Annotated in this window: 18 protein-coding genes; 5 read left to right on the forward strand and 13 right to left on the reverse strand. The window is 58.7% G+C overall.

Features of this window, described 5'->3' with window-relative positions; translation table 11 throughout:
• From LJE94_02765 to LJE94_02785, 5 genes are all read left to right on the forward strand, one after another.
• A partial coding sequence (locus tag LJE94_02765; GenBank protein MCG6909030.1) for an aminoacyl-tRNA hydrolase occupies positions 1-249 on the forward strand: 249 nt, incomplete at its 5' end.
• 4 nt (positions 250-253) lie between these two features.
• A complete protein-coding gene (locus tag LJE94_02770) occupies positions 254-1,405 on the forward strand; it encodes a metallophosphoesterase (GenBank protein MCG6909031.1) in 1,152 nt (383 codons plus the stop codon).
• A gap of 161 nt (positions 1,406-1,566) precedes the next feature.
• Positions 1,567-2,418, forward strand: a complete 852-nt coding sequence (gene nfo, locus LJE94_02775) for a deoxyribonuclease IV (protein ID MCG6909032.1) — start codon at positions 1,567-1,569, stop codon at positions 2,416-2,418.
• Positions 2,419-2,754: 336 nt separating this feature from the next.
• Positions 2,755-3,240: an MFS transporter permease gene (locus LJE94_02780; protein MCG6909033.1), complete on the forward strand. Its 486-nt coding sequence runs from the start codon at positions 2,755-2,757 to the stop codon at positions 3,238-3,240.
• Positions 3,241-3,261: 21 nt separating this feature from the next.
• Complete coding sequence (locus LJE94_02785; GenBank protein ID MCG6909034.1) at positions 3,262-3,726, forward strand: TerB family tellurite resistance protein; 465 nt, start codon at positions 3,262-3,264, stop codon at positions 3,724-3,726.
• Positions 3,727-3,877: 151 nt separating this feature from the next.
• On the opposite strand, the gene trpA is transcribed toward LJE94_02785, so the two are convergent.
• The 13 genes from trpA to LJE94_02850 all read right to left on the reverse strand — a co-directional run bounded on the left by trpA (position 3,878) and on the right by LJE94_02850 (position 18,104).
• Positions 3,878-4,675, reverse strand: a complete 798-nt coding sequence (gene trpA / locus LJE94_02790; GenBank protein ID MCG6909035.1) for a tryptophan synthase subunit alpha — start codon at positions 4,673-4,675, stop codon at positions 3,878-3,880.
• Entirely contained in the window at positions 4,672-5,904 is a 1,233-nt protein-coding gene (trpB, locus tag LJE94_02795; protein ID MCG6909036.1) for a tryptophan synthase subunit beta, read from the reverse strand. Before trpB ends, trpA begins: the two co-directional genes overlap by 4 nt.
• Entirely contained in the window at positions 5,904-6,602 is a 699-nt protein-coding gene (locus LJE94_02800; GenBank protein ID MCG6909037.1) for a phosphoribosylanthranilate isomerase, read from the reverse strand. The genes trpB and LJE94_02800 overlap by 1 nt, the downstream gene beginning before the upstream one ends.
• 274 nt (positions 6,603-6,876) lie before the next feature.
• The gene (gene trpC / locus LJE94_02805) at positions 6,877-7,680 is read right to left on the reverse strand and encodes an indole-3-glycerol phosphate synthase TrpC (GenBank protein MCG6909038.1); all 804 of its coding nucleotides are present in this window, start codon (positions 7,678-7,680) and stop codon (positions 6,877-6,879) included.
• 15 nt (positions 7,681-7,695) lie between these two features.
• Positions 7,696-8,715: an anthranilate phosphoribosyltransferase gene (gene trpD, locus LJE94_02810; GenBank protein ID MCG6909039.1), complete on the reverse strand. Its 1,020-nt coding sequence runs from the start codon at positions 8,713-8,715 to the stop codon at positions 7,696-7,698.
• Between the two features lie 154 nt (positions 8,716-8,869).
• Positions 8,870-9,451: an aminodeoxychorismate/anthranilate synthase component II gene (locus LJE94_02815; protein ID MCG6909040.1), complete on the reverse strand. Its 582-nt coding sequence runs from the start codon at positions 9,449-9,451 to the stop codon at positions 8,870-8,872.
• Positions 9,452-9,543: 92 nt separating this feature from the next.
• Positions 9,544-11,016 (reverse strand): chorismate-binding protein, encoded by a 1,473-nt coding sequence (locus LJE94_02820; protein ID MCG6909041.1) that lies wholly within the window; start codon positions 11,014-11,016, stop codon positions 9,544-9,546.
• A gap of 632 nt (positions 11,017-11,648) precedes the next feature.
• Positions 11,649-12,395: a prephenate dehydrogenase/arogenate dehydrogenase family protein gene (locus LJE94_02825; GenBank protein ID MCG6909042.1), complete on the reverse strand. Its 747-nt coding sequence runs from the start codon at positions 12,393-12,395 to the stop codon at positions 11,649-11,651.
• Positions 12,392-13,522 (reverse strand): pyridoxal phosphate-dependent aminotransferase, encoded by a 1,131-nt coding sequence (locus tag LJE94_02830; GenBank protein MCG6909043.1) that lies wholly within the window; start codon positions 13,520-13,522, stop codon positions 12,392-12,394. Before LJE94_02830 ends, LJE94_02825 begins: the two co-directional genes overlap by 4 nt.
• A complete protein-coding gene (gene aroC / locus LJE94_02835) occupies positions 13,509-14,609 on the reverse strand; it encodes a chorismate synthase (protein MCG6909044.1) in 1,101 nt (366 codons plus the stop codon). Before aroC ends, LJE94_02830 begins: the two co-directional genes overlap by 14 nt.
• 66 nt (positions 14,610-14,675) lie before the next feature.
• On the reverse strand, positions 14,676-15,962 hold the full coding sequence (gene aroA, locus LJE94_02840; protein MCG6909045.1) for a 3-phosphoshikimate 1-carboxyvinyltransferase: 1,287 nt from the start codon (positions 15,960-15,962) through the stop codon (positions 14,676-14,678).
• Complete coding sequence (aroB, locus tag LJE94_02845) at positions 15,955-16,992, reverse strand: 3-dehydroquinate synthase (protein ID MCG6909046.1); 1,038 nt, start codon at positions 16,990-16,992, stop codon at positions 15,955-15,957. The genes aroA and aroB overlap by 8 nt, the downstream gene beginning before the upstream one ends.
• Positions 16,986-18,104 carry a 3-deoxy-7-phosphoheptulonate synthase gene (locus LJE94_02850; protein ID MCG6909047.1) on the reverse strand — a complete coding sequence of 373 codons (1,119 nt, stop codon included), beginning with the start codon at positions 18,102-18,104 and terminating at the stop codon, positions 16,986-16,988. Before LJE94_02850 ends, aroB begins: the two co-directional genes overlap by 7 nt.
• Positions 18,105-18,710 lie beyond the last annotated feature (606 nt).

Genomic DNA, 18,710 nt, shown 5'->3' on the forward strand with positions numbered 1-18,710 from the left:
GCCGGAAGGCGGTTGACCGAAAACGGACTGCTGGTTATCCGGGCCGGTCGGCACCGTACGCAGGAGCAAAACCGGCGCGACGCCGTCCAACGGCTCGTTCAGCTGCTGCAGTCCGCCGCCGTCAGGCCGAAAAGGCGCATCCGGACCCGTCCGACCAGGGCGGCCAAGGAACGCAAGCTCGCCGCCAAAAAACGCAAGGGGCAATTGAAAAAGCTGCGCCGGAAAGTAAACGCCTCGCACGAAGGATGAATACATGGTTTTGTTTCTGCTTCTATATATCAGCATCTACGGCGGTGTTCATGCCTACGCTTTCATGAAGCTGAAAAGGGGCCTCGAACTCGGCATGACAGGCAATTCGCTCCTGGCACTGTTGATGCTGCTGATGGTGGTGGCTCCCATGGCCGTGCGTGCCATGGAGCATGCCGTACAGGGCACCCTGGCACGGGGCCTGGCCGTCATCGCCTTCACGTGGATGGGACTTGTTTTTCTCTTCGTTTCCTGTTCGTTTCTCTTTGATATTTACAGGTTCCTGCATTTCCTGACACGGCACCTTCTCAACAGCCCTCTCGCCCACCTGACATTTTCCCACAGGACCTACTGCTTGGTGGCGCTTTTGCTAACCGCCGTCATCGCGGTTTACGGCTACTTCGAGGCCCGGGCTATCCGCACCGAAGTCATCACGCTCACGACCGATAAACTGCCCCCCGATGTCAAGGAAATCAGAATCGTGCAGATATCCGACATCCACCTGGGCCTCATCGTGGGAAAATCGCGGCTCCAACGCATCATCAACAAGGTGAAAGACGCACGTCCGGACATTCTGGTGTCGACGGGCGATCTCGTGGATGGATACATGGACCGCCCTGAAGCGCTGGCGGGCATGCTCAAAAGCGTCCCCGCCAAATACGGCAAATTTGCCGTCACCGGCAATCACGAGTTTTATGCCGGCCTTGAACGGGCCTTGGCATTCACCGAAAAGGCGGGGTTCGTGGTTCTGAGAGAGGACGGCCGGACCGTTGACGGCGTGATCAATATCGCCGGCGTCGACGACCCCGCCCGGGGTCGCTATCGCAAAAAGCATGCCCTGTCGGAAAAAGCCCTTCTGGAAAAACTGCCGCGCGACCGCTTCACCCTGCTCTTGAAGCACCAGCCGGTCGTCAGCCCCCAGTCCGTAAAACTGTTCGACCTCCAGTTGTCGGGCCACACCCACAAGGGCCAGATCTTCCCCTTCAGTCTGGCGACCAGAATGTTCTACCGCATGCACACCGGTCTCTCGACACTGGGCAACGGCGCCCACCTTTACGTCAGCAGGGGGACCGGCACCTGGGGGCCGCCGATCCGGTTCCTGGCGCCGCCGGAGGTTACCGTCATCGATCTCTTTCGTCCATCAAAACGGCCATCCTAAAGATACGGGTGGCGTAAAGATGAAATCGGCATCGCGCCCTAGCATGATTGGATCTGCGCATTCATCCACTTTGCATGCCGTGGTCTTCTGCGAAGGCGGATAAAAAAGGTCGCATACAAGGCGGCTGTCTTTTTTTGACAATGCATGAAAACTCACCCGCTATGAAAAAAATCGGAGCCCATGTCAGTGCCGCGGGCGGTGTCGAAAACGCCCCTCTCAACGCCGCCCGGATAGGCGCCCGGGCCTTTGCTCTGTTCACCAAGAACCAGCGCCGCTGGAAGGCCAAACCGTTGAGCGATAAAAATATCAGGCGGTTCCGCCACAACTGCGAAACGGCCGGTTTCGGTCCCGAAGCGATTCTGCCCCACGATTCCTATCTCATCAACCTGGGGCACCCGGAAGAAAAGGCGCTGACCAAATCGAGGGAGGCCTTCCTGGACGAATGCCGCCGCTGCGAACAGTTGGGATTGGTGTATCTCAACTTTCACCCCGGAAGCCATCTCAACAAAATGTCCGAGAACGACTGCCTCGGACGCATCGCCGAGTCCATCAACATCACTCTGGACAAAACCCGCGGCGTTTGCGCCGTTATCGAAAACACGGCCGGGCAGGGCACCAACGTCGGCTACCGTTTCGAACACCTTGCCGCCATCATCGATCGGGTGGAAGATAAAACCAGGATCGGGGTGTGCCTCGACACCTGCCACACCTTCGCCGCCGGCTACGACATCGGGACCGAGCGGGGCTACACAGCGACCATGTCGACCTTCGACGCCGTGGTAGGCCTCCGTTATCTGAAAGGCATGCACCTCAACGATTCGAAGCGGGGCCATGCCAGCCGGGTCGACAGGCACGCGGGCATCAGCAAAGGCACCCTTGGATTGGAGCCCTTCCGCTTCATCATGACCGATCCCCGTCTCGACGGAATCCCCCTGATTCTCGAGACGCCGGATGAAACCCTGTGGGCAAAGGAAATAGAGCTGCTGTACGCCATGACAATGGAAAAACGCTGACAGACATGTTATAGCGGTTGTCATATATATGTTCCGATACAAGCGATGGTCATCATAAGAATTTTTTTCCCAAAGCAGTCAGGTAGCCGAATAACATGACAACCGCTATTCAACAGATTTTCCACGGAAAATCTTATAACTGCATCAAATTTGGCGGTACGTAAAGAAACAACAGGCCCTTGATCACATATGTTTTCATCATAGCTAACGGACTGCAATCTAGAAGCGATTAGCGGCGACAGGAGTCCAGACCTCTTCGAGGGGCCTTTCCTTATACCTTCGGCTCTGCCGGAGGTCGCTGATTCAGGTATTTCGAAACGCGCACGGAAATTTTAAATGGCCGATAAACCCAGGGAAATCGTGATCGAAAAAGAGGATGCCGTGTTCCACATGGATGCCCACGGCTGCTGGAAAAACCGGCACGGACGTTTCCGGCACAAAAAGGTGATCGATTATTTCAACACCTGCATCAGGAAAGACCGGCACGGCTTCTACCTCACCCAGCAGCAGGAGGACACCGTCGAAAAGGTCTATTTCCCCTACGAGGAGACCGCCTATTTCGTTTTCGACGTGGTGATCGGCGATACGATTACCCTTGTCCTGAACACCGGGCAGCGGCTGGAACTGAATCCCGATCAACTGTACATCAAAAGTGACTGCCTGTACGTGTACGACGGCCAAGACCTGATCAAGTTCACCGACCGCAGCATGATGAAAATGGCCGTCTGCATGGAAGACCGGGACGGTCTGTATACCTTCGTTTTTCGGGGTCGACGGTCGGCAATTAAAACGACCGAAAAATTTTCCGACGGCACCATCTGAACCGCAACCGAAAGGAGCACTATGCTGGCCGGTATCAAACACTTTTTCAGCAAAATCCCCACCGACGGAGTCCCTGCCGGCGGTGAGACGCCCGCCCATGACATCCACGTTGCCGTTTGCGCCCTTCTGGTGGAGCTCGCCAGTATCGACGAACACTTTACCCGGGCGGAAATGGAAGCGATTCTGGCCATCCTGAAAGAAAAATACGGCCTGGCGGGCGAACACGCCGACGCCCTGATCGCCGAAGCGGAAAAGGAGCTGGAGGAAAGTGTCGACCTCTGGCAGTTTGCCAGCCTGATCAACCGGAACTATTCCAACGAGGAAAAAATCGCGATCATCGAAGCCCTGTGGCAGGTTGTCTATGTGGACGGCAAAATGGACAAGTACGAGCACTATTTGATGAACAAGCTGAAACACCTGCTGCGCCTCTCCCACGACCAGCTGATCGACGCCAAGCTGAAAGTGCTGCACGGCGATCGGTCGTAGGGTTTCCGGCGCCTCCAGATCACGCACCCCTCCCGGCCTGAAAAGCCGGGGCTCAAGGTTAGGACCGCTCAACGCACGATGTTTTGAAATTGCCTTGCGCCTTGGGCCCTGCGCCATACGTTTCACATCTCACATTTCACGATTCCCGGCATCATCGCACGGTAGCGCCCTTGAGCCGCTTCACCGCATCCCCCACCATGGGGACGAGTTCCGGATGATCCAGGTTCTCCTCGATGATTCTTTCGAAGGCGCTGCCGATGACAACGCCGTCGGCGGCTGCGGCGACAGCGGCGACGTCTTCGGGAGTGGAAATGCCGAATCCCACGCATACCGGCAGATTGGAAACGGACTTCAACACGGCCGTGTTCGCGGAAACCGCGACGAGGTCCAACCCGTCACTACCGGTGACACCGGTCTTCGATACCAGATATAGAAACCCGCTTGCCGCCCCGGCAATGGTTTGCATTCGTTCCCGCGGCGTCGTCGGCGCCACCAGGCGGATCAGAGAAAGGGCTTCGCCCGGCCACAGGTCGGTCATTTCATCGGATTCCTCGGGGGGAAGGTCGACCACCAGGACGCCGTCGGCCCCCGCTGCGACGGCATCGTCATAAAATTCGCCCGGCCCGTATGCCAGAATAGGGTTGTAGTAGCTGAAGAGGATAATGGGAATGTCCGTAGCGGCTCTCACTTCGCGTGTCATGGTCATAACCGCCGGCAGATTTGTTCCGCCGGCAAGCGACCGGGCGGAAGAGCGCTGGATGACCGGCCCGTCCGCCGTTGGGTCGGAAAAAGGGATGCCCAGTTCCAACACGTCCAGCCCGGCAGCGCACATGGTTTGAACGATTTCCAGAGAGCGCTGCATATCGGGGTCACCCGCCGTTACAAACCCCACCAGACCGCTCTCGCCTTTCTCCTTCAGGTTCTTGAATGTCGTATCGATTCGGTTCATCTGTTCGTTTTCTCCTTGAAAATGATTCCCAGGTCCTTGTCTCCCCTGCCGGAAAGATTGACGATCAACGACTGATCGGCCGTCCGGCGGGCGGCTTCCTGCATGGCATAGGCTACCGCGTGGGCGCTCTCCAGCGCGGGGATGATGCCTTCCAACAGGCAGAGCCGCTTGAACGCGTCCAGGGCCTCGGCATCGGTGATGGTTACATAGGTTGCCCGGCCTTTTTCCTTGAGCATGGCGTGTTCCGGGCCGACACCGGGGTAGTCGAGGCCGGCGGAAATGGAGTGGGCCTCCTTGATCTGCCCGTCATCGTCCTGCAGGACAAAGGATTTTGAGCCGTGGAGCACCCCCACCGTTCCTTCCGAAATCGTGGCGGCATGTTTCCCGGTGGCAATCCCCCTGCCGCCGGCTTCGACGCCGATCATCTGCACGTCGTCCTCGAGAAACGGATAAAAAAGCCCCATGGCGTTGCTGCCTCCGCCCACGCAGGCCACGAGCGCATCCGGAAGAGACCCGTTCACCGCCAGGATCTGCTGTCGCGCTTCGATGCCGATCACCCTCTGGAAATCACGCACCATCGCGGGATAGGGGTGGGGTCCGGCCACGGAACCGATGACGTAAAACGTGTCCTCGACGGCCGACACCCAGAAGCGCATGGCTTCGTTCATGGCATCCTTCAGGGTGCCGCTGCCTGACGACACCGGCATCACCGTCGCCCCCAACAGCTCCATGCGGCGCACGTTGGGAGCCTGCCGCTGGATATCCTCCACCCCCATGAATATCTTGCACTCCATCCCCAAGAGGGCCGCCGTGGTGGCCGTTGCCACGCCGTGCTGCCCCGCCCCGGTTTCGGCGATCAGCTTGGTCTTGCCGGTATAGCGGGCCAGGAGCCCCTGGCCGAGGGTGTTGTTGATTTTGTGGGCCCCGGTGTGGGTCAGGTCTTCGCGCTTCAAATAGATGGCGGCGCCATTCATGGCCGCGCTCAACCGACGCGCATGGAACAGGGGCGTGGGCCGTCCGGCATAATCGCGCAGCAGCGCCTGCAACTCCTTTTGAAATTCCACATTTCGGGATATGGCGGCGTAGTCCTTATCCAGTTGCAGGATCGCCGGCATCAGCGTTTCGCCCACATAACGACCGCCAAAAGGACCGAAGTGGCCCAGGTTGTCGGGGCGGCTGCCCTTGCTGTTCAGTTCCGCTTTTTCAGCGGACGTTTCGTATTCAACCATCAAAATATCCTCCTCAAACGGTTGTTGTGCGTAGCGTTGGAAACGGCTTGCATAAATTGTTTTACCAGAACGATCTCTTTGACACCCGGTCTTATCTCGACCCCGCTGCTGACATCCACTGCGTCCGGTCGCGCTGCGCCGACGGCAGCGGCCACGTTCTCCGGAGACAAGCCGCCCGCCAGGATTAGGGGGTGGCGGCGCCCGACCTCCCGGGCATCCGCATAGTGCCAGACCGTTGCATTGCCCCCCGGAAGCGTCCCCTTGCCGCACTCCACCAGGCAGGCGTCGGCGGCAAAACGCGCGGCTTCATCCATGTGCGGCTTCCGGCTGGCGAACAAGGACTTGATCACCCGGACGCCCATGGCTTTCAGTTCGAGGACCTGCCGGGGCGTCTCCATGCCGTGAAGCTGTACGGCCGTCAAGCCGCAGTCTTCTATCCGCCTGCGGATAAAGTCCAGCGGGGCGTCCACGAAAACGCCGACCCGGCCCGTTCCGACCGGTAGGTCGGCGGATATGGTGCGTGCCTCCTCGATGGAGACATTGCGGGGGCTTTTGTCGTAAAAGACGAATCCGATGGCCGCCGCCCCGGCCGCGGCGCAGGCACGGGCCTGGTCCGCCCGGGTCAGGCCGCAGATTTTGACCTGTGGCGGCATCGGGTGGGGGGCCGTCTCTTGCCTCTCTTTCTCATCAACCATCATCTGTTTCTCTTTCCCAACCCGGATAAACCGGAAAAGATCATGAAAATTTTCGCTTTTTCCCGCTTTCGTGACTGGGTTTATTTTTTTTATTATATATCACTGGGTGGCTTTTGGGCGTTGAGTAACGGAAAACCGGGTTGAAACTTTGCAAAATGGCCGTTATCCCCTTGCTGCGCCGGGATAAAAGGGATTCTAAGCTAAAAAACCCCGACCCTTCAATTAACTGCTTCCGGCTAAATGACAGGAATTTCCCGCCGGTTCCCGCATGGGAGCCTCAATGCGTTTCCCCTGCCGCCAGCAACGCCTCGAGGTGCCCTTTGACGTCCTCCGAACGCACCAGGCTCTCGCCCACCAGGAAATTCGTCAGCCCATTCTCGACATTCCGGCGAATATCTTCGGGTCCGGCGATGCCGCTGGCCGCCACGGAAATCTGGTTGGGCGCCAGAAGACGAACCAACTCCATGGCCTTCTGGATGTTCGTTTCAAAGGTCGAAAGGTCCCGGTTGTTGATGCCGATGATGACCGCCTGCGTCTGCTGCACCTTGATCAGGTCTTCACGGGAATGAACCTCCACCAGGGCGTCCATATCGAATTCGGCGCACATGGCCAGATAGTCACGAATCTGTTGCACACTCAGAATCCTGGCAATCAGGAGCACGGCATCGGCTCCCCAGGCCGCCGCCTCCAACACCTGGTATGGCGAGACCAGAAAATCCTTGCGCAAGACCGGCAGGGTGGAGACTTTTTTTACCGCCATGAGATCCCGGGCGCTTCCTTTGAAAAAGCGTTCGTCGGTCAACACGGAAATGGCTGCTGCCCCGGCGGCCTCATATTCCGCCGCCAGGCTGCCGGCGTCAAGGCCCGGATGGAACACCCCCTTGGAAGGCGAGGCCCGCTTTATTTCGGCAATGATGTTCACGGGCGGGACAGCCTGCGGCTGAAGGGCCGCCGCCAGCGAACGCCGGTTTTTGACTTCCCCGGCGGATTTCAAAAGACCGCTTTCGGGGACACGCGCCCTGGCGGCCGCGACTTCCTTGTGTTTGTGATCGACAATCTTCTCTAAAAAAGATGGATTCATGTCAAGCCCGTCCCTCTAACCGTTCTGATTGGTGAATTTCACGAGAGCATGCAGCTTGTCAGCAGCGGCACCGCTGTCGATGGCTTCGCCGGCTGCTCGGATGCCCTCCTTCAGCGTTGCGGCCCTCCCGGCCGCCACAATGGCAGCGGCGGCATTGATGAGCACGATGTTGCGTTTGGGACCCTGCGCCCGCTTTTCCAGAAGGCTCCTGGTAATGAGCGCATTTTCCTCCGGCCGGCCGCCCCTGATCTCTTCATCCCCGGCCGCCTCTCCGAAATATCGTTCCGGTGCGATATCGTAGGTCTTGACCTGTCCGGCGTCGAGTTCCGATATGCGCGTGGGCGCGCACACGGATATCTCATCCAGGCCGTCGTGGCCGTGAACGACAAAAGCCCTTTTAGCCCCCATGCTGCCGAGGGTCTGGGCAAAAACTTCCGTCAATTCCGGGGCGTACACCCCGAGTACCTGGCAATTGGCCGCGGCCGGATTCGTCAGGGGGCCCAACATGTTGAAAATGGAACGCACCCCCACCTCCTTCCTGGCCCTGGCCGCAAAACGCAGGGCACTGTGATAGAGGGGGGCAAAAAGAAAACCGATGCCGATTTCATTAACGGCCTCCTCGACGATTTCGGGATGCACGTCCAGGTTCATCCCCAGTGCCTCCAAAAGATCGGCGCTTCCGCACTGGCTGGAAACGGAGCGGTTGCCGTGTTTGGCCACGGTGATGCCGCACCCGGCAACCACAAAGGCCGCCGTGGTGGAAATATTGAAGGTGTTGGCACTGTCGCCGCCGGTGCCGCAGGTATCCACCACCTCCGGGCTGGAGGCCTGAATGCGTTTTGCCTTCCGGCGCATTTCCTGCGCCGCCCCGGTCAGTTCCTCGAAGCTTTCCCCCTTTGCGGCCAGGGCTCCCATGAAGGCGCCGATCTGGGCGTCCGTGGCCTCGCCGTCCAGAATCCGGCCCACAAGACTGGCCATCTGTTCCGCCGGCAAGTCATTGCCTGAAATGATCTCCTGAAGCAGTTGTTTAAACATGTCCATCCCTCCTGTTAATTATTTCAAGGGTCGGGGAGTTTTAGTCTAAAACCCTTGTCATTCCCGCGCAGCGCCTGCCCTGGCTCACCCCTATACCGGGTCAGGCTCTGCGCGGGGATGACGGGAAAAACACCCCGACGGCTCAATTATTTCATTACGCCAACATCCCATTGGTCCGTTCATAGAAATTTCTCAACAGCCGTTTGCCGACCGACGTCATAATCGACTCCGGGTGAAACTGAATCCCCTCGGTGGGATGCTCCTTGTGGCGCACCCCCATGATTTCGCCGTCATCCGCCTCGGCGGTTATTTGCAAAACGTCCGGCAGGGATGCGCGCGAAATGGCCAGCGAATGATAACGCATGGCCGTAAAAGGCGATTTGATACGGTCGTAGATGGTCAGGCCGTCCGTGGTAACCGACGATGTCTTCCCGTGCATGAGGTTGCGGGCCGACACGATCTCGCCGCCAAAAGCCCTGCCGATGGCCTGGTGCCCCAGGCAGACGCCCAGAATGGGAATTTTGCCTGTAAACGCGTGAATGGCATCGATGGAAATGCCGGCTTCATCGGGACGCCCGGGTCCCGGAGAAATGACCAGACCGGAAGGCGATAGCGCTTCCAGTCCGGGGATATCGACGGCGTCGTTCCTGAACACGTTTATTTCTGCACCGATCTCTTCCAGATACTGCACGAGGTTGTAGGTAAAAGAGTCATAGTTGTCGATCATGACGATCATGGTCCGGGTATCCTTTCGTAATGTGGTTGTCATTCTGTCACCTGTTTGAAAATGCCTCGCTCTCAACATGCCGATGCGCTGTTGTTTTCCTCTCAAGGCACCAGCGCAAGCGCCTTCTGTATGGCCATGGCCTTGTTGATGGTCTCCTGGTTCTCCCTCTCGGGATCGGAATCGGCTACGATTCCGGCCCCGGCCCTCACGGTCAGGACACCGTTCTGGATGCAGGCCGTGCGGATAGTAATGGCCATGTCCAGGTTGCCGCTGAAGGAGATATACCCCACCGCCCCGCCGTAAGGCCCGCGTGCGCAGGATTCCATGTCGGCAATAATTTCCATGGCCCGCACCTTGGGCGCCCCTGTCAGCGTCCCGGCCGGGAAGGTCGCCTTGAGCAAATCCCATGCATCGTGCTTTCTTTTCAGGTCGCAGTTGATATTGGACACCATGTGCATGACATGGGAGTAGCGTTCGATGATCATCAGGTCGGTTACCTGGACGCTCCCGGTTTCCGCCACCCGCCCCAGATCGTTACGGCCCAGGTCCACCAGCATGAGGTGCTCAGCCCGTTCCTTTTCGTCTTTCAGCAGTTCGTCCGCCAGAAGGCGGTCCTGCCGGTCCGTTTCGCCGCGCGGCCTGGTGCCGGCAATGGGCCGCAGCGTCGCCACCCCGTTTTCGAGGCGCACCATGGTCTCCGGGGACGAGCCCACCAGCGTCATGTCGTCGTAGTGCATGAAGTAAAGGTAGGGCGACGGATTGACGTATCGCTGCGCCCGGTAAAGGCTCCACGGATCGGGCGGATTGTCGCAGGTGAAAGGCTGGGAAATGACGGCCTGAATGATATCGCCTTTGCGGATGTGATCCTTGACGGCTTCGACTTTGGGCTGGTACGCTCCCTCTTCCGGGTGAACGGCCAGCTTGTGATCCGACCTCTTTTCCGGCCCGCCATTTCCGGGAAGCGGTTTCCCGATCTCCTCTAGAAGGGCCTCGATCCGCCGCGCAGCGGCCGCATACACCTGCCCCGGGTCCTGGTCGTCAGCGGGAAAACCGATCACCAGGCAGAAAAGCGTGTGGCGGATGTTGTCAAAAATGATCAGTTCATCGGGCAAAATGAAGTGTGCCAGCGGTTTGTCGGCATCTTCGTGGTTGGGAATCGCCTCGAAAAAAGAGACCATTTCATACGTCAGATAGCCCACCAATCCCCCCCAGAAGCGGGGCAGATCCGGCATGGTCACAGGCTCGAACTGCGCCATGTACGCTTTCAGTACGGCCAGTGGATCGTTGCCGTGCTCGACGGTCCTGGTGGACCCGTTCTCTTGAATCGTGACCGTATCCCGATAAACCTTCAGGTGGCAGCGCGCGGATACGCCCAAAAAGCTGTACCGCCCCCACTTCTCGCCCCCTTCCACACTTTCCAGGAGAAATATCGGCTTGCCCTGCCGGTAAAATTTTTTCAACAGCGATACGGGTGTTTCCGTATCCGCCAGGATCTCGGCACAGACCGGGACGACGTTGCCGTGCCTTGCCTGTTGGCAAAATTTTTCTCTTTCCGGAAATTGACGAATTTGCATGGGCTGTCCTTCCTTTCACTGCAAAACCCAGCTGAAAACCGGGTTACGATTTTACCCCTAATGGGTGATATTTGATGGGGTGATGGCGTATTGGCGCAATGGGAATGAGCAGGTCATAACGCGCCTATAGATTGCAGGCCACTTCAAAAGCCATCATTCGAACGTTCAGGCTGCTGCACATCTTTCCATCACCACAATACGCCATCACTCCGTGTAATTTTATATGTTAAAACTTTTGTTCTCCGCTCCACCCCGTGTAAAAACGATTATCGTGCCAAAAAGAAAGGGCCGCGAGCGTTGCGCCCGGGGCCCCCTTAAATGAAAAAAGCCGCAGGCACTCTGGCTGCCTGCGGCTTTCATGGTTATTTTGTCTCAGTCAATCAAACGCACGAACTCCCGTCGGCAGGCCCTGTTATGTCAGCCTGCCACCACCAGCTACTCATACGTGTGTTCGGTTTTCTATACATGATGCAATCTTTTTTCCTCAAAAAAAACAGCGACACGGCCGCGCTTCGTAATTCAACGCAGTCGAATACCCATTATACTATTTTTACCGGGGCATCAAGTATTAATTTATGCCTGCAGCACCCCAGCCCACATTTTTTGCGGTCGAGACGCCGGACACCATGAATTCACGCATCGCTTTCCTCCATGCTCTTTTCCAGCTTGCTGTTTAGGCGGTGGAGGGCCTCGATCATTTCCCGCCTGTGCCTGCGGGTATAGGGGTTGTAGCGATGCATGTCCACGAACAGCTGCCAGGTGTCATTTTCCACCACCTCGAGCACGTGCAGCAGACGCTGATAGCCTTCCGTGTCGATACCCAGGGGCTGTGCCCCGAATTCCGAAAGACTGCGCCCGATGAAATGGGTCAAGGCCAGGCTTACGGAAATCTGGCGATCGTGCTCATCCGGCGTGGCCTCGATGGTAAACAGGCCCTTGCCGTCCAGGTACGCCTTTATCTCGAGATAACGCGCCTCGTCAATCCGCTCCCGGCACAGAACGATTTTGCGCCCCTTGAGGGAATCGGCGGCGCTGTCCGGGCCAAACATGGGATGGGTTGCCAGAATGGATACGCCTGCGGGCAGGAGCCTCTGCATCAGCTCAACCGGATAGAGCTTCACCGAGCAGACATCGACGACCAGCGCATCCTTTCGGAGCAGTGGCCGGACCTTTTCGAGGGTTGCGCCGAAAACGGAAATGGGCACCGACAGGATGAGGATCTCTTCTCCGCAGGCCTGTTCGAGCGAAACGGCCGCAGCGCCGCTCTTCTCTATGGCCGATGCATTGTCCCCGCTGTCGTACACCGCCACCTCGAAATCTTCGGCCAGATAGCGGGTCGTCAAGCGGCCAAAACGGCCGAATCCGACGATACCGATCATAACGCCTCCGCCATGCGTTCGAAGCCTTCGACGAGCTCCTCCTCGGGAAGGGCATATGAAATGCGAATGTGGTTTTGCACACCGAACGCCTCGCCGGGAACGACAGCCACCCCGGCCTCCTCGAGCAGTGCGGCGGCCAGGTCTTCGGCCGTTCTGCCGCCGGACAAATGTGCCGACACGTCCGCGAACAGGTAGAAAGCCCCGTGAGGCTCGATACAGGTAAACAGTTTCCCCGCATATCCGTAGGCGATATCCCTCTTGCGCTGCAGGTCCGACCGCATCCATTCAACAAAGGAAGCGTCCATTTTAAGGGCCGCCAGGGCACCTTCCTGGGCAAAGCTGCACACATTCCCGCTCAGGTGGCTCTGCAATGTGGACAAGGCTTCGATGAAAGCCACCGGGGCGGCCACGTACCCGACCCTGAATCCGGTCATGCAGTGACTCTTGGAAAAGCTCCTGACGACCACGCAGCGATCGCGAACCGCCTCGATGGCATAGGGGCTTACAAAGGCCCGTCCGTCATAGGTAAAATACTCGTAGGCCTCGTCGGAAAGAATGTACAAATCATGCCTCAGGGCCAATTCGGCGACGCGCTCCACGTCTTCCCTGGGATACACGGCGCCGGTCGGGTTGTTGGGATTGTTGATCAGGATGATCCGGGTCCTGTCGGTGACGGCGGCGGCGATGGCCTCGCAATCGAGCTGGTGCGCGCGCGTGTCCACGAAGACCGGGATGGCTCCGGCGAGCCGGATCTGCTCCGAAAAGCTGACCCAGTACGGCCGGGGAATGATCACCTGGTCGCCCGGACCGCAAAGCGTCTGGAAGATCGAATAGAGACACTGCTTGGATCCGTTGGACAACAATATGTTGCCGCCGTCATACCCCTCGAACCGTTCCGCAAGCCTGGACCGGAGATCGGCGTTGCCCTGAACCGCCCCGTAGCGGGTCTTGCCGTTTTCAAGCGCGTCGCAGGTGGCTCGAACGATCTCCGGCGGGGTGGGGTATTCCGGTTCGCCCACAGCAAAGCTGATAATCCGCCGGCCCTCCTTTTTTAGCCGCTGCATCAACACCGTGAACTGCACCGTCCTCGACGCCTGTATGCGGCTCATCCGTTCAGCGAAGCGCATGTTGAGCCGTCTCCCTCATTTTCTGCATCAGCAGCATGTCCCCCAATACCAGGGCCGTCATGCCCTCCACGATGGGAACCGCGCGGGGAAGCACGCACGGATCGTGGCGCCCCCTGGCCTCCAGGACCGTCTCGTTGCCGTCAAAGTCCACCGTCTTCTGGGCAAGGCCGATGGTCGCCACGGGCTTGAAAGCCACTCTGAACACGATCGGCTCCCCGTTGGTGATGCCGCCCTGCACTCCACCGCTGTTGTTGGTCTGCGTTCCCAGGCGGTCCCCCTTGCGCACAAAAGGGTCGTTGTGCTCGGACCCGCGCATACGGGTGCCGTCGAATCCGGAACCGATTTCAAAGCCTTTGGTGGCCGGAATGGAAAGCATTGCGTGGGCCAGCAGGGCTTCCATCTTGTCAAACACCGGCTCGCCCAGCCCGGCGGGGACATTCCGGCAGACGCAGGTAATCACGCCGCCAAGGGAGTCGCCCCGGTCCTTGGCGGCCATGATCATGGCCGCCATGGCATCCGCCGTTTCCGCATGGGGGCAGCGGACCGCGTGCACGTCCACATCCGCCCTGCCGATCGTGCCCCAGTCAAAACCGGGCGCATCCAGGGATCCCACGGAGCTGACCCAGGCCAAAATGTCGATGCCGCAAAGCTGCCGGATCACCTTTTCCGCCACCGCCCCGGCGGCCACGCGCGCAATGGTTTCCCTGGCGCTGGCGCGCCCCCCACCGCTGGACGAACGCGTGCCGTATTTGACCTGATAGGTGTAATCGGCATGGGAGGGGCGCGGGACCGTTCTGAGGCTTTGGTAGTCCCCGGGGCGCTGGTCCTTGTTGGCCACGAAAAGCGTAACCGGCACGCCCAGGGTGCGGCCGTTTTCGACTCCCGACAAAATAGCCACCGTGTCCGTCTCCCCCCGGTCCGTGGTCAACCGGCTCTGACCCGGACGCCGGCGGTCCAGCTGGACCTGGATATCCTCTTCCGTAAGGGGCATGCCCGCCGGGCACCCGTCGATCACCACCCCCACGCCCTTGCCATGTGACTCGCCAAAAGTGGTCACCCTCAATACCTGTCCAAACGTACTCGCCATGTCGCTCCCAATTGTCCCACCCAACACGGGGCTCGCCGTATACCGTGCACCCCGGTTTAATATAAGCTATACATAAAGGCCTGAAAAAACCTCCCAGAAATTGGGAAACGATTTTTCCACACAATGCGCGTCCCTGATGACCACGCCCGGTACGGCGAGGCCCGCCACCGCAAAGCTCATGGCAATGCGATGGTCGTCGAAGGTGTCGATTTCGGCCCCGTGCGGGTTGCCGCCTTCCACCACCAGGCCGTCCGCCGTACAAACCGCCGAGATGCCCATCCGGGTCAGTCCGTCGGCCACCGCCGCCAGGCGATCGCTCTCCTTGACCCTGAGATGGGCCACGTTACGGATCCGCGTCGTTCCCCGGGCAAACGCGGAAACGATGGCCAGCGTCGGCACCATGTCGGGCATGTCCGCCATGTCTGCATCGATGGCTTCAAGCCTGCCGCCCTGCAGTCGAATGCCGTCGCGTTCCTCGGTGCAGCGGCATCCCATAGCTTCGAGCAGCCTCACCAGGCGGATATCGCCCTGCAGGGAATCCGTGCGGGTCCCCCGGACCGTTGCCGCTGATCCGGTGACGGCTGCGGCCGCCCAGAAGTAACCGGCCTGGGAACCGTCCGGTTCCACGGCGTAACAGCCGCTCCTGTAGGACTGACGACCCGTCACCTTGAAATAGCGGTGGCCGGATCTCTCCACATGCACGCCGAACTGCTCCATCACATGGATGGTCATGTCGATGTAGGGTTTGGAAACCGGCCCCTCTATGACCTCGATTTCAACGCCCTTTTCCAGATACGGCGCAATCAGAAGCATGGCCGACAAGTACTGACTGCTTTTGCCGCAGCGCAGGCGCAGCGGGCCGCCTGCGCCCTCACCTCCCCTGACTTCCACCGGGGGGCACCCGTTGTTTTTTAGCGCGCGCGCGGGCACCTCGATCTGGACGAGGCCGTCCAGAAGATCGTCCAGCGGCCGCTCCTGCATGCGGTCCGTGCCGGTCAGCACATATGTACCCCGTCCCAGTGCAACCAGGGCCGTCAACAGACGCATGGATGTGCCCGAGTTGCCGACGAATATCGGCTCCTCACTGGCATCGAAACGGCCGCCTTTTCCCTCGATCGACAAGCGCTCAAAGCCGCCCCGTATCGCCACCCCCAACTGCTTCAATGCCCGGACGGTGTATGTGGTGTCGTCACTCTCGAGGCAGTTGTCGATGATGCTGCAGCCGTCCGCCAGTGACGCCGCGATCAGCATCCGGTGCGAAAAGCTCTTGGATCCCGGCACCACGACCGTCTGCGGTCTGATCGGGCCTGTTTTTATCTCCACCGTGTTCACTGTTTCGTTGACCTCAGTCAAGCCGCTTCACGATTCGAGTCAGCTCTCCATAGCCCACATCCTGTACGAGCGCACCGCCCAGGCCATCGGCTAGCACAAACTTGATGCTGTCGCCCTGCCGCTTTTTATCTTTCATAAGGGCGTCCAGCACGGCGTCTTTGTCCATCTCTATCTTCACCGGAAGCTGCAGACTTTTCAGGAGAGCAACGATTCTGGCCTCATCCTCCCGGCTCAGCAATCCCCTTTCCACCGAAAGAGCCGCGGCGATCACCATACCGAGGCTGACCGCCTCGCCATGGCGCAGGCCGGTCGATTTTTCGATGGCGTGACCAAAGGTGTGACCGAAGTTGAGAATACGCCGCTCCCCCTTTTCTTTTTCGTCGCGCCCTACGACGCCTGCCTTGATGTCGACGGAGGCAACCACCAGATGCTGTAAAACGGCATCATCCAGAGCCAGGGCCCCGGCGCTGTTCCGTTCCAGGTACGCGAACATGTCGGCATCGGCAATAACGCCATGCTTGACGATTTCGGCAAACCCGCACGACACCTCGCCGGCAGGAAGCGTCCCGAGGAGGCTCGTGTCGCAAATCACGAACCGGGGCTGATTGAAAACCCCCACCATGTTTTTGTAGCCCCCGAAATTCACCCCTGTCTTGCCGCCGACGCTGGCATCCACCTGGGCCAGGAGGGTCGTGGAAACATAACCGAAGTCCACCCCCCGCAGATAAAGGGAGGCCGCCAGTCCCGCGATGTCGCAGACGATGCCCCCGCCGATGCCCACAATGAATGTCGAGCGGTCCGCATCCATCGCGATCAGTTGTTCGAAGATGTGCTCCACGGTGGCCATGGTTTTGACTTCTTCACCCACGCCGATGGTAATGCAGGCGGCGTCCTGTGGAAAACGCTTGGCATACAGGTCCCGAACGATGGTGTCGGTAATGACGGCCACACGCCGGCCCGCCGGCAGATACTGCCGCAGCTCGTCCAGAGACTCACCCACGTGGATGTCCGACCGACCGCTGATTCCCGCTATGGTCCGTGTTTTCACCATAGCGGTTCCTGAATGTTGTCCATGGTTTTGATGCCTTCGGGCGCTTCGTAGCTCATCATGTTGTGCCGCAGGCGCCCGAGCTTTTCATGGGCGTAGCGGATCAGCTTCTCAGTGGTTTCCCACGAAATACACTCATCGGTAATGGACACACCGTATTTCAATTGTGAAAAATCTCCGGAAAACTTCTGGTTGCCCTCGTGCAGGTGGCTCTCTAGCATCAGGCCGACGATGGCGTCGTTGCCGTGAACGTACTGATCGACAATGTTCTTCCAGACGATGGTCTGGCCCTGGTACTTTTTCTTGGAGTTGGCGTGCGAACAGTCCACCATGATCCCCTCGGGCAAATTTCTGCCGGCCAGCTCCAGGCGGGCCTCCTCGATGCTCAGGGCGTCGTAATTGGGCCGACGTCCTCCCCTCAATACGATGTGCCCCATCTGATTGCCGTTGGTTTTGACCACGCAGGTCTGCCCCTCCTGATCGATCCCCAGAAAACTCTGGGGCGCCCTGGCGGCCACCATGGCGTTGATAGCCGTGCTGAGGTTGCCGTCGGTTGCGTTTTTAAACCCCACGGCCATGGACAAACCGCTGGCCATTTCACGATGGGTCTGGGATTCGGTGGTGCGGGCCCCGATAGCGGCCCAGCTTACCAAATCGTCCACATACTGCGGCGTAATCGTCTCCAGCAGTTCGGTGGCAGCAGGCAGCCCCATCGTGTTGATCTGCAGGAGGAGTTTGCGCGCCCTGCGCAGTCCGGCCTGAATGTCGCAGCTGCCATCCATGTGGGGGTCGTTGATCATCCCTTTCCAGCCAACGGAAGTGCGCGGCTTTTCGAAATAGACGCGCATGACCACGAAGAGGGTCTTTTCCACCTTCTTGCGCAGCGCATTCAACCGCTCGGCGTATTCCAACGCCGATTCCTCATCATGGATCGAACACGGTCCCACAATGGCCAGCAGGCGTTTGTCTTCCCCCCTGAGTATGCCTTCGATCCCCTGGCGGCCGGAAATGACCGTTTCGCGAGCCGTCGCGGTCATGGGAAGCTCCTCTTTCATCGTCCTGGGCGCCACCAGCGGCATGTACCCGCCAACTCGTAAATCCGTAATCTGTTGCATTTTCCGCATTCCTTTCGTTTGAGACGGAAAAAGCCGCGGCTTGTTCCCGCGGCCTGCAATAAAAAAGCCGCGGGGTCGGTCCGCCCGCGGCTTTTTGCGCTCGTGTTTTTTTCTGTGTCTCAGCGCACCCCAGGCAGACTGGTTCCGTAATAAAACCAGTAATAATAAGAATAATTGCCTGAGTAGATCGTTGTCACAGAGACGCCTCTTTCATATTCGATATCGTGCCTCACTACAGCATACCATCGCCCCTGTCAAGCCTTTTTCCTGTCCCTGTCGAGCCGGTCCAGTGACGGCATGTCCGCCACGGCCACATCGAACGGCGTGGGAATTGACGGACGGGGCGCATGCATGTATAGCGTTTGGCAACATACCGTTCCGAAACAACGTTTCCTTTAGGGCATATTTCACACCTGTTGACCTCAAGGTAATTCTACCCCAAACGCTATTTTAAAAGCTATTAGTCTGCAGTCCGTTAGCTATGATGAAAACATGTGAGATCAACTGCCTAGTGTTTCTTTGAATACAGCCAATTTTAATTTAGTTATACGATTTTCCGTGGAAAATCTGTTGAATAGCGGTTGTCATGGTACTCGGCACCCTGAC

Source organism: Deltaproteobacteria bacterium (genome assembly GCA_022340465.1).
Taxonomy (GTDB): Bacteria; Desulfobacterota; Desulfobacteria; order Desulfobacterales; family B30-G6; genus JAJDNW01.

Coding starts and splice junctions, on each gene's coding strand:
- LJE94_02820 (MCG6909041.1), bottom strand. CDS start 11,016: ATGCAAATTCGTCAATTTCCGGAAAGAGAAAAATTTTGCCAACAGGCA.
- aroB (MCG6909046.1), bottom strand. CDS start 16,992: ATGGTGAAAACACGGACCATAGCGGGAATCAGCGGTCGGTCGGACATC.
- nfo (MCG6909032.1), top strand. CDS start 1,567: ATGAAAAAAATCGGAGCCCATGTCAGTGCCGCGGGCGGTGTCGAAAAC.
- LJE94_02850 (MCG6909047.1), bottom strand. CDS start 18,104: ATGCAACAGATTACGGATTTACGAGTTGGCGGGTACATGCCGCTGGTG.
- LJE94_02800 (MCG6909037.1), bottom strand. CDS start 6,602: ATGATGGTTGATGAGAAAGAGAGGCAAGAGACGGCCCCCCACCCGATG.
- LJE94_02770 (MCG6909031.1), top strand. CDS start 254: ATGGTTTTGTTTCTGCTTCTATATATCAGCATCTACGGCGGTGTTCAT.
- LJE94_02815 (MCG6909040.1), bottom strand. CDS start 9,451: ATGATCGTCATGATCGACAACTATGACTCTTTTACCTACAACCTCGTG.
- LJE94_02780 (MCG6909033.1), top strand. CDS start 2,755: ATGGCCGATAAACCCAGGGAAATCGTGATCGAAAAAGAGGATGCCGTG.
- trpB (MCG6909036.1), bottom strand. CDS start 5,904: ATGGTTGAATACGAAACGTCCGCTGAAAAAGCGGAACTGAACAGCAAG.
- trpD (MCG6909039.1), bottom strand. CDS start 8,715: ATGTTTAAACAACTGCTTCAGGAGATCATTTCAGGCAATGACTTGCCG.
- trpA (MCG6909035.1), bottom strand. CDS start 4,675: ATGAACCGAATCGATACGACATTCAAGAACCTGAAGGAGAAAGGCGAG.
- LJE94_02830 (MCG6909043.1), bottom strand. CDS start 13,522: ATGCGCTTCGCTGAACGGATGAGCCGCATACAGGCGTCGAGGACGGTG.
- LJE94_02825 (MCG6909042.1), bottom strand. CDS start 12,395: ATGATCGGTATCGTCGGATTCGGCCGTTTTGGCCGCTTGACGACCCGC.
- aroC (MCG6909044.1), bottom strand. CDS start 14,609: ATGGCGAGTACGTTTGGACAGGTATTGAGGGTGACCACTTTTGGCGAG.
- trpC (MCG6909038.1), bottom strand. CDS start 7,680: ATGAATCCATCTTTTTTAGAGAAGATTGTCGATCACAAACACAAGGAA.
- LJE94_02785 (MCG6909034.1), top strand. CDS start 3,262: ATGCTGGCCGGTATCAAACACTTTTTCAGCAAAATCCCCACCGACGGA.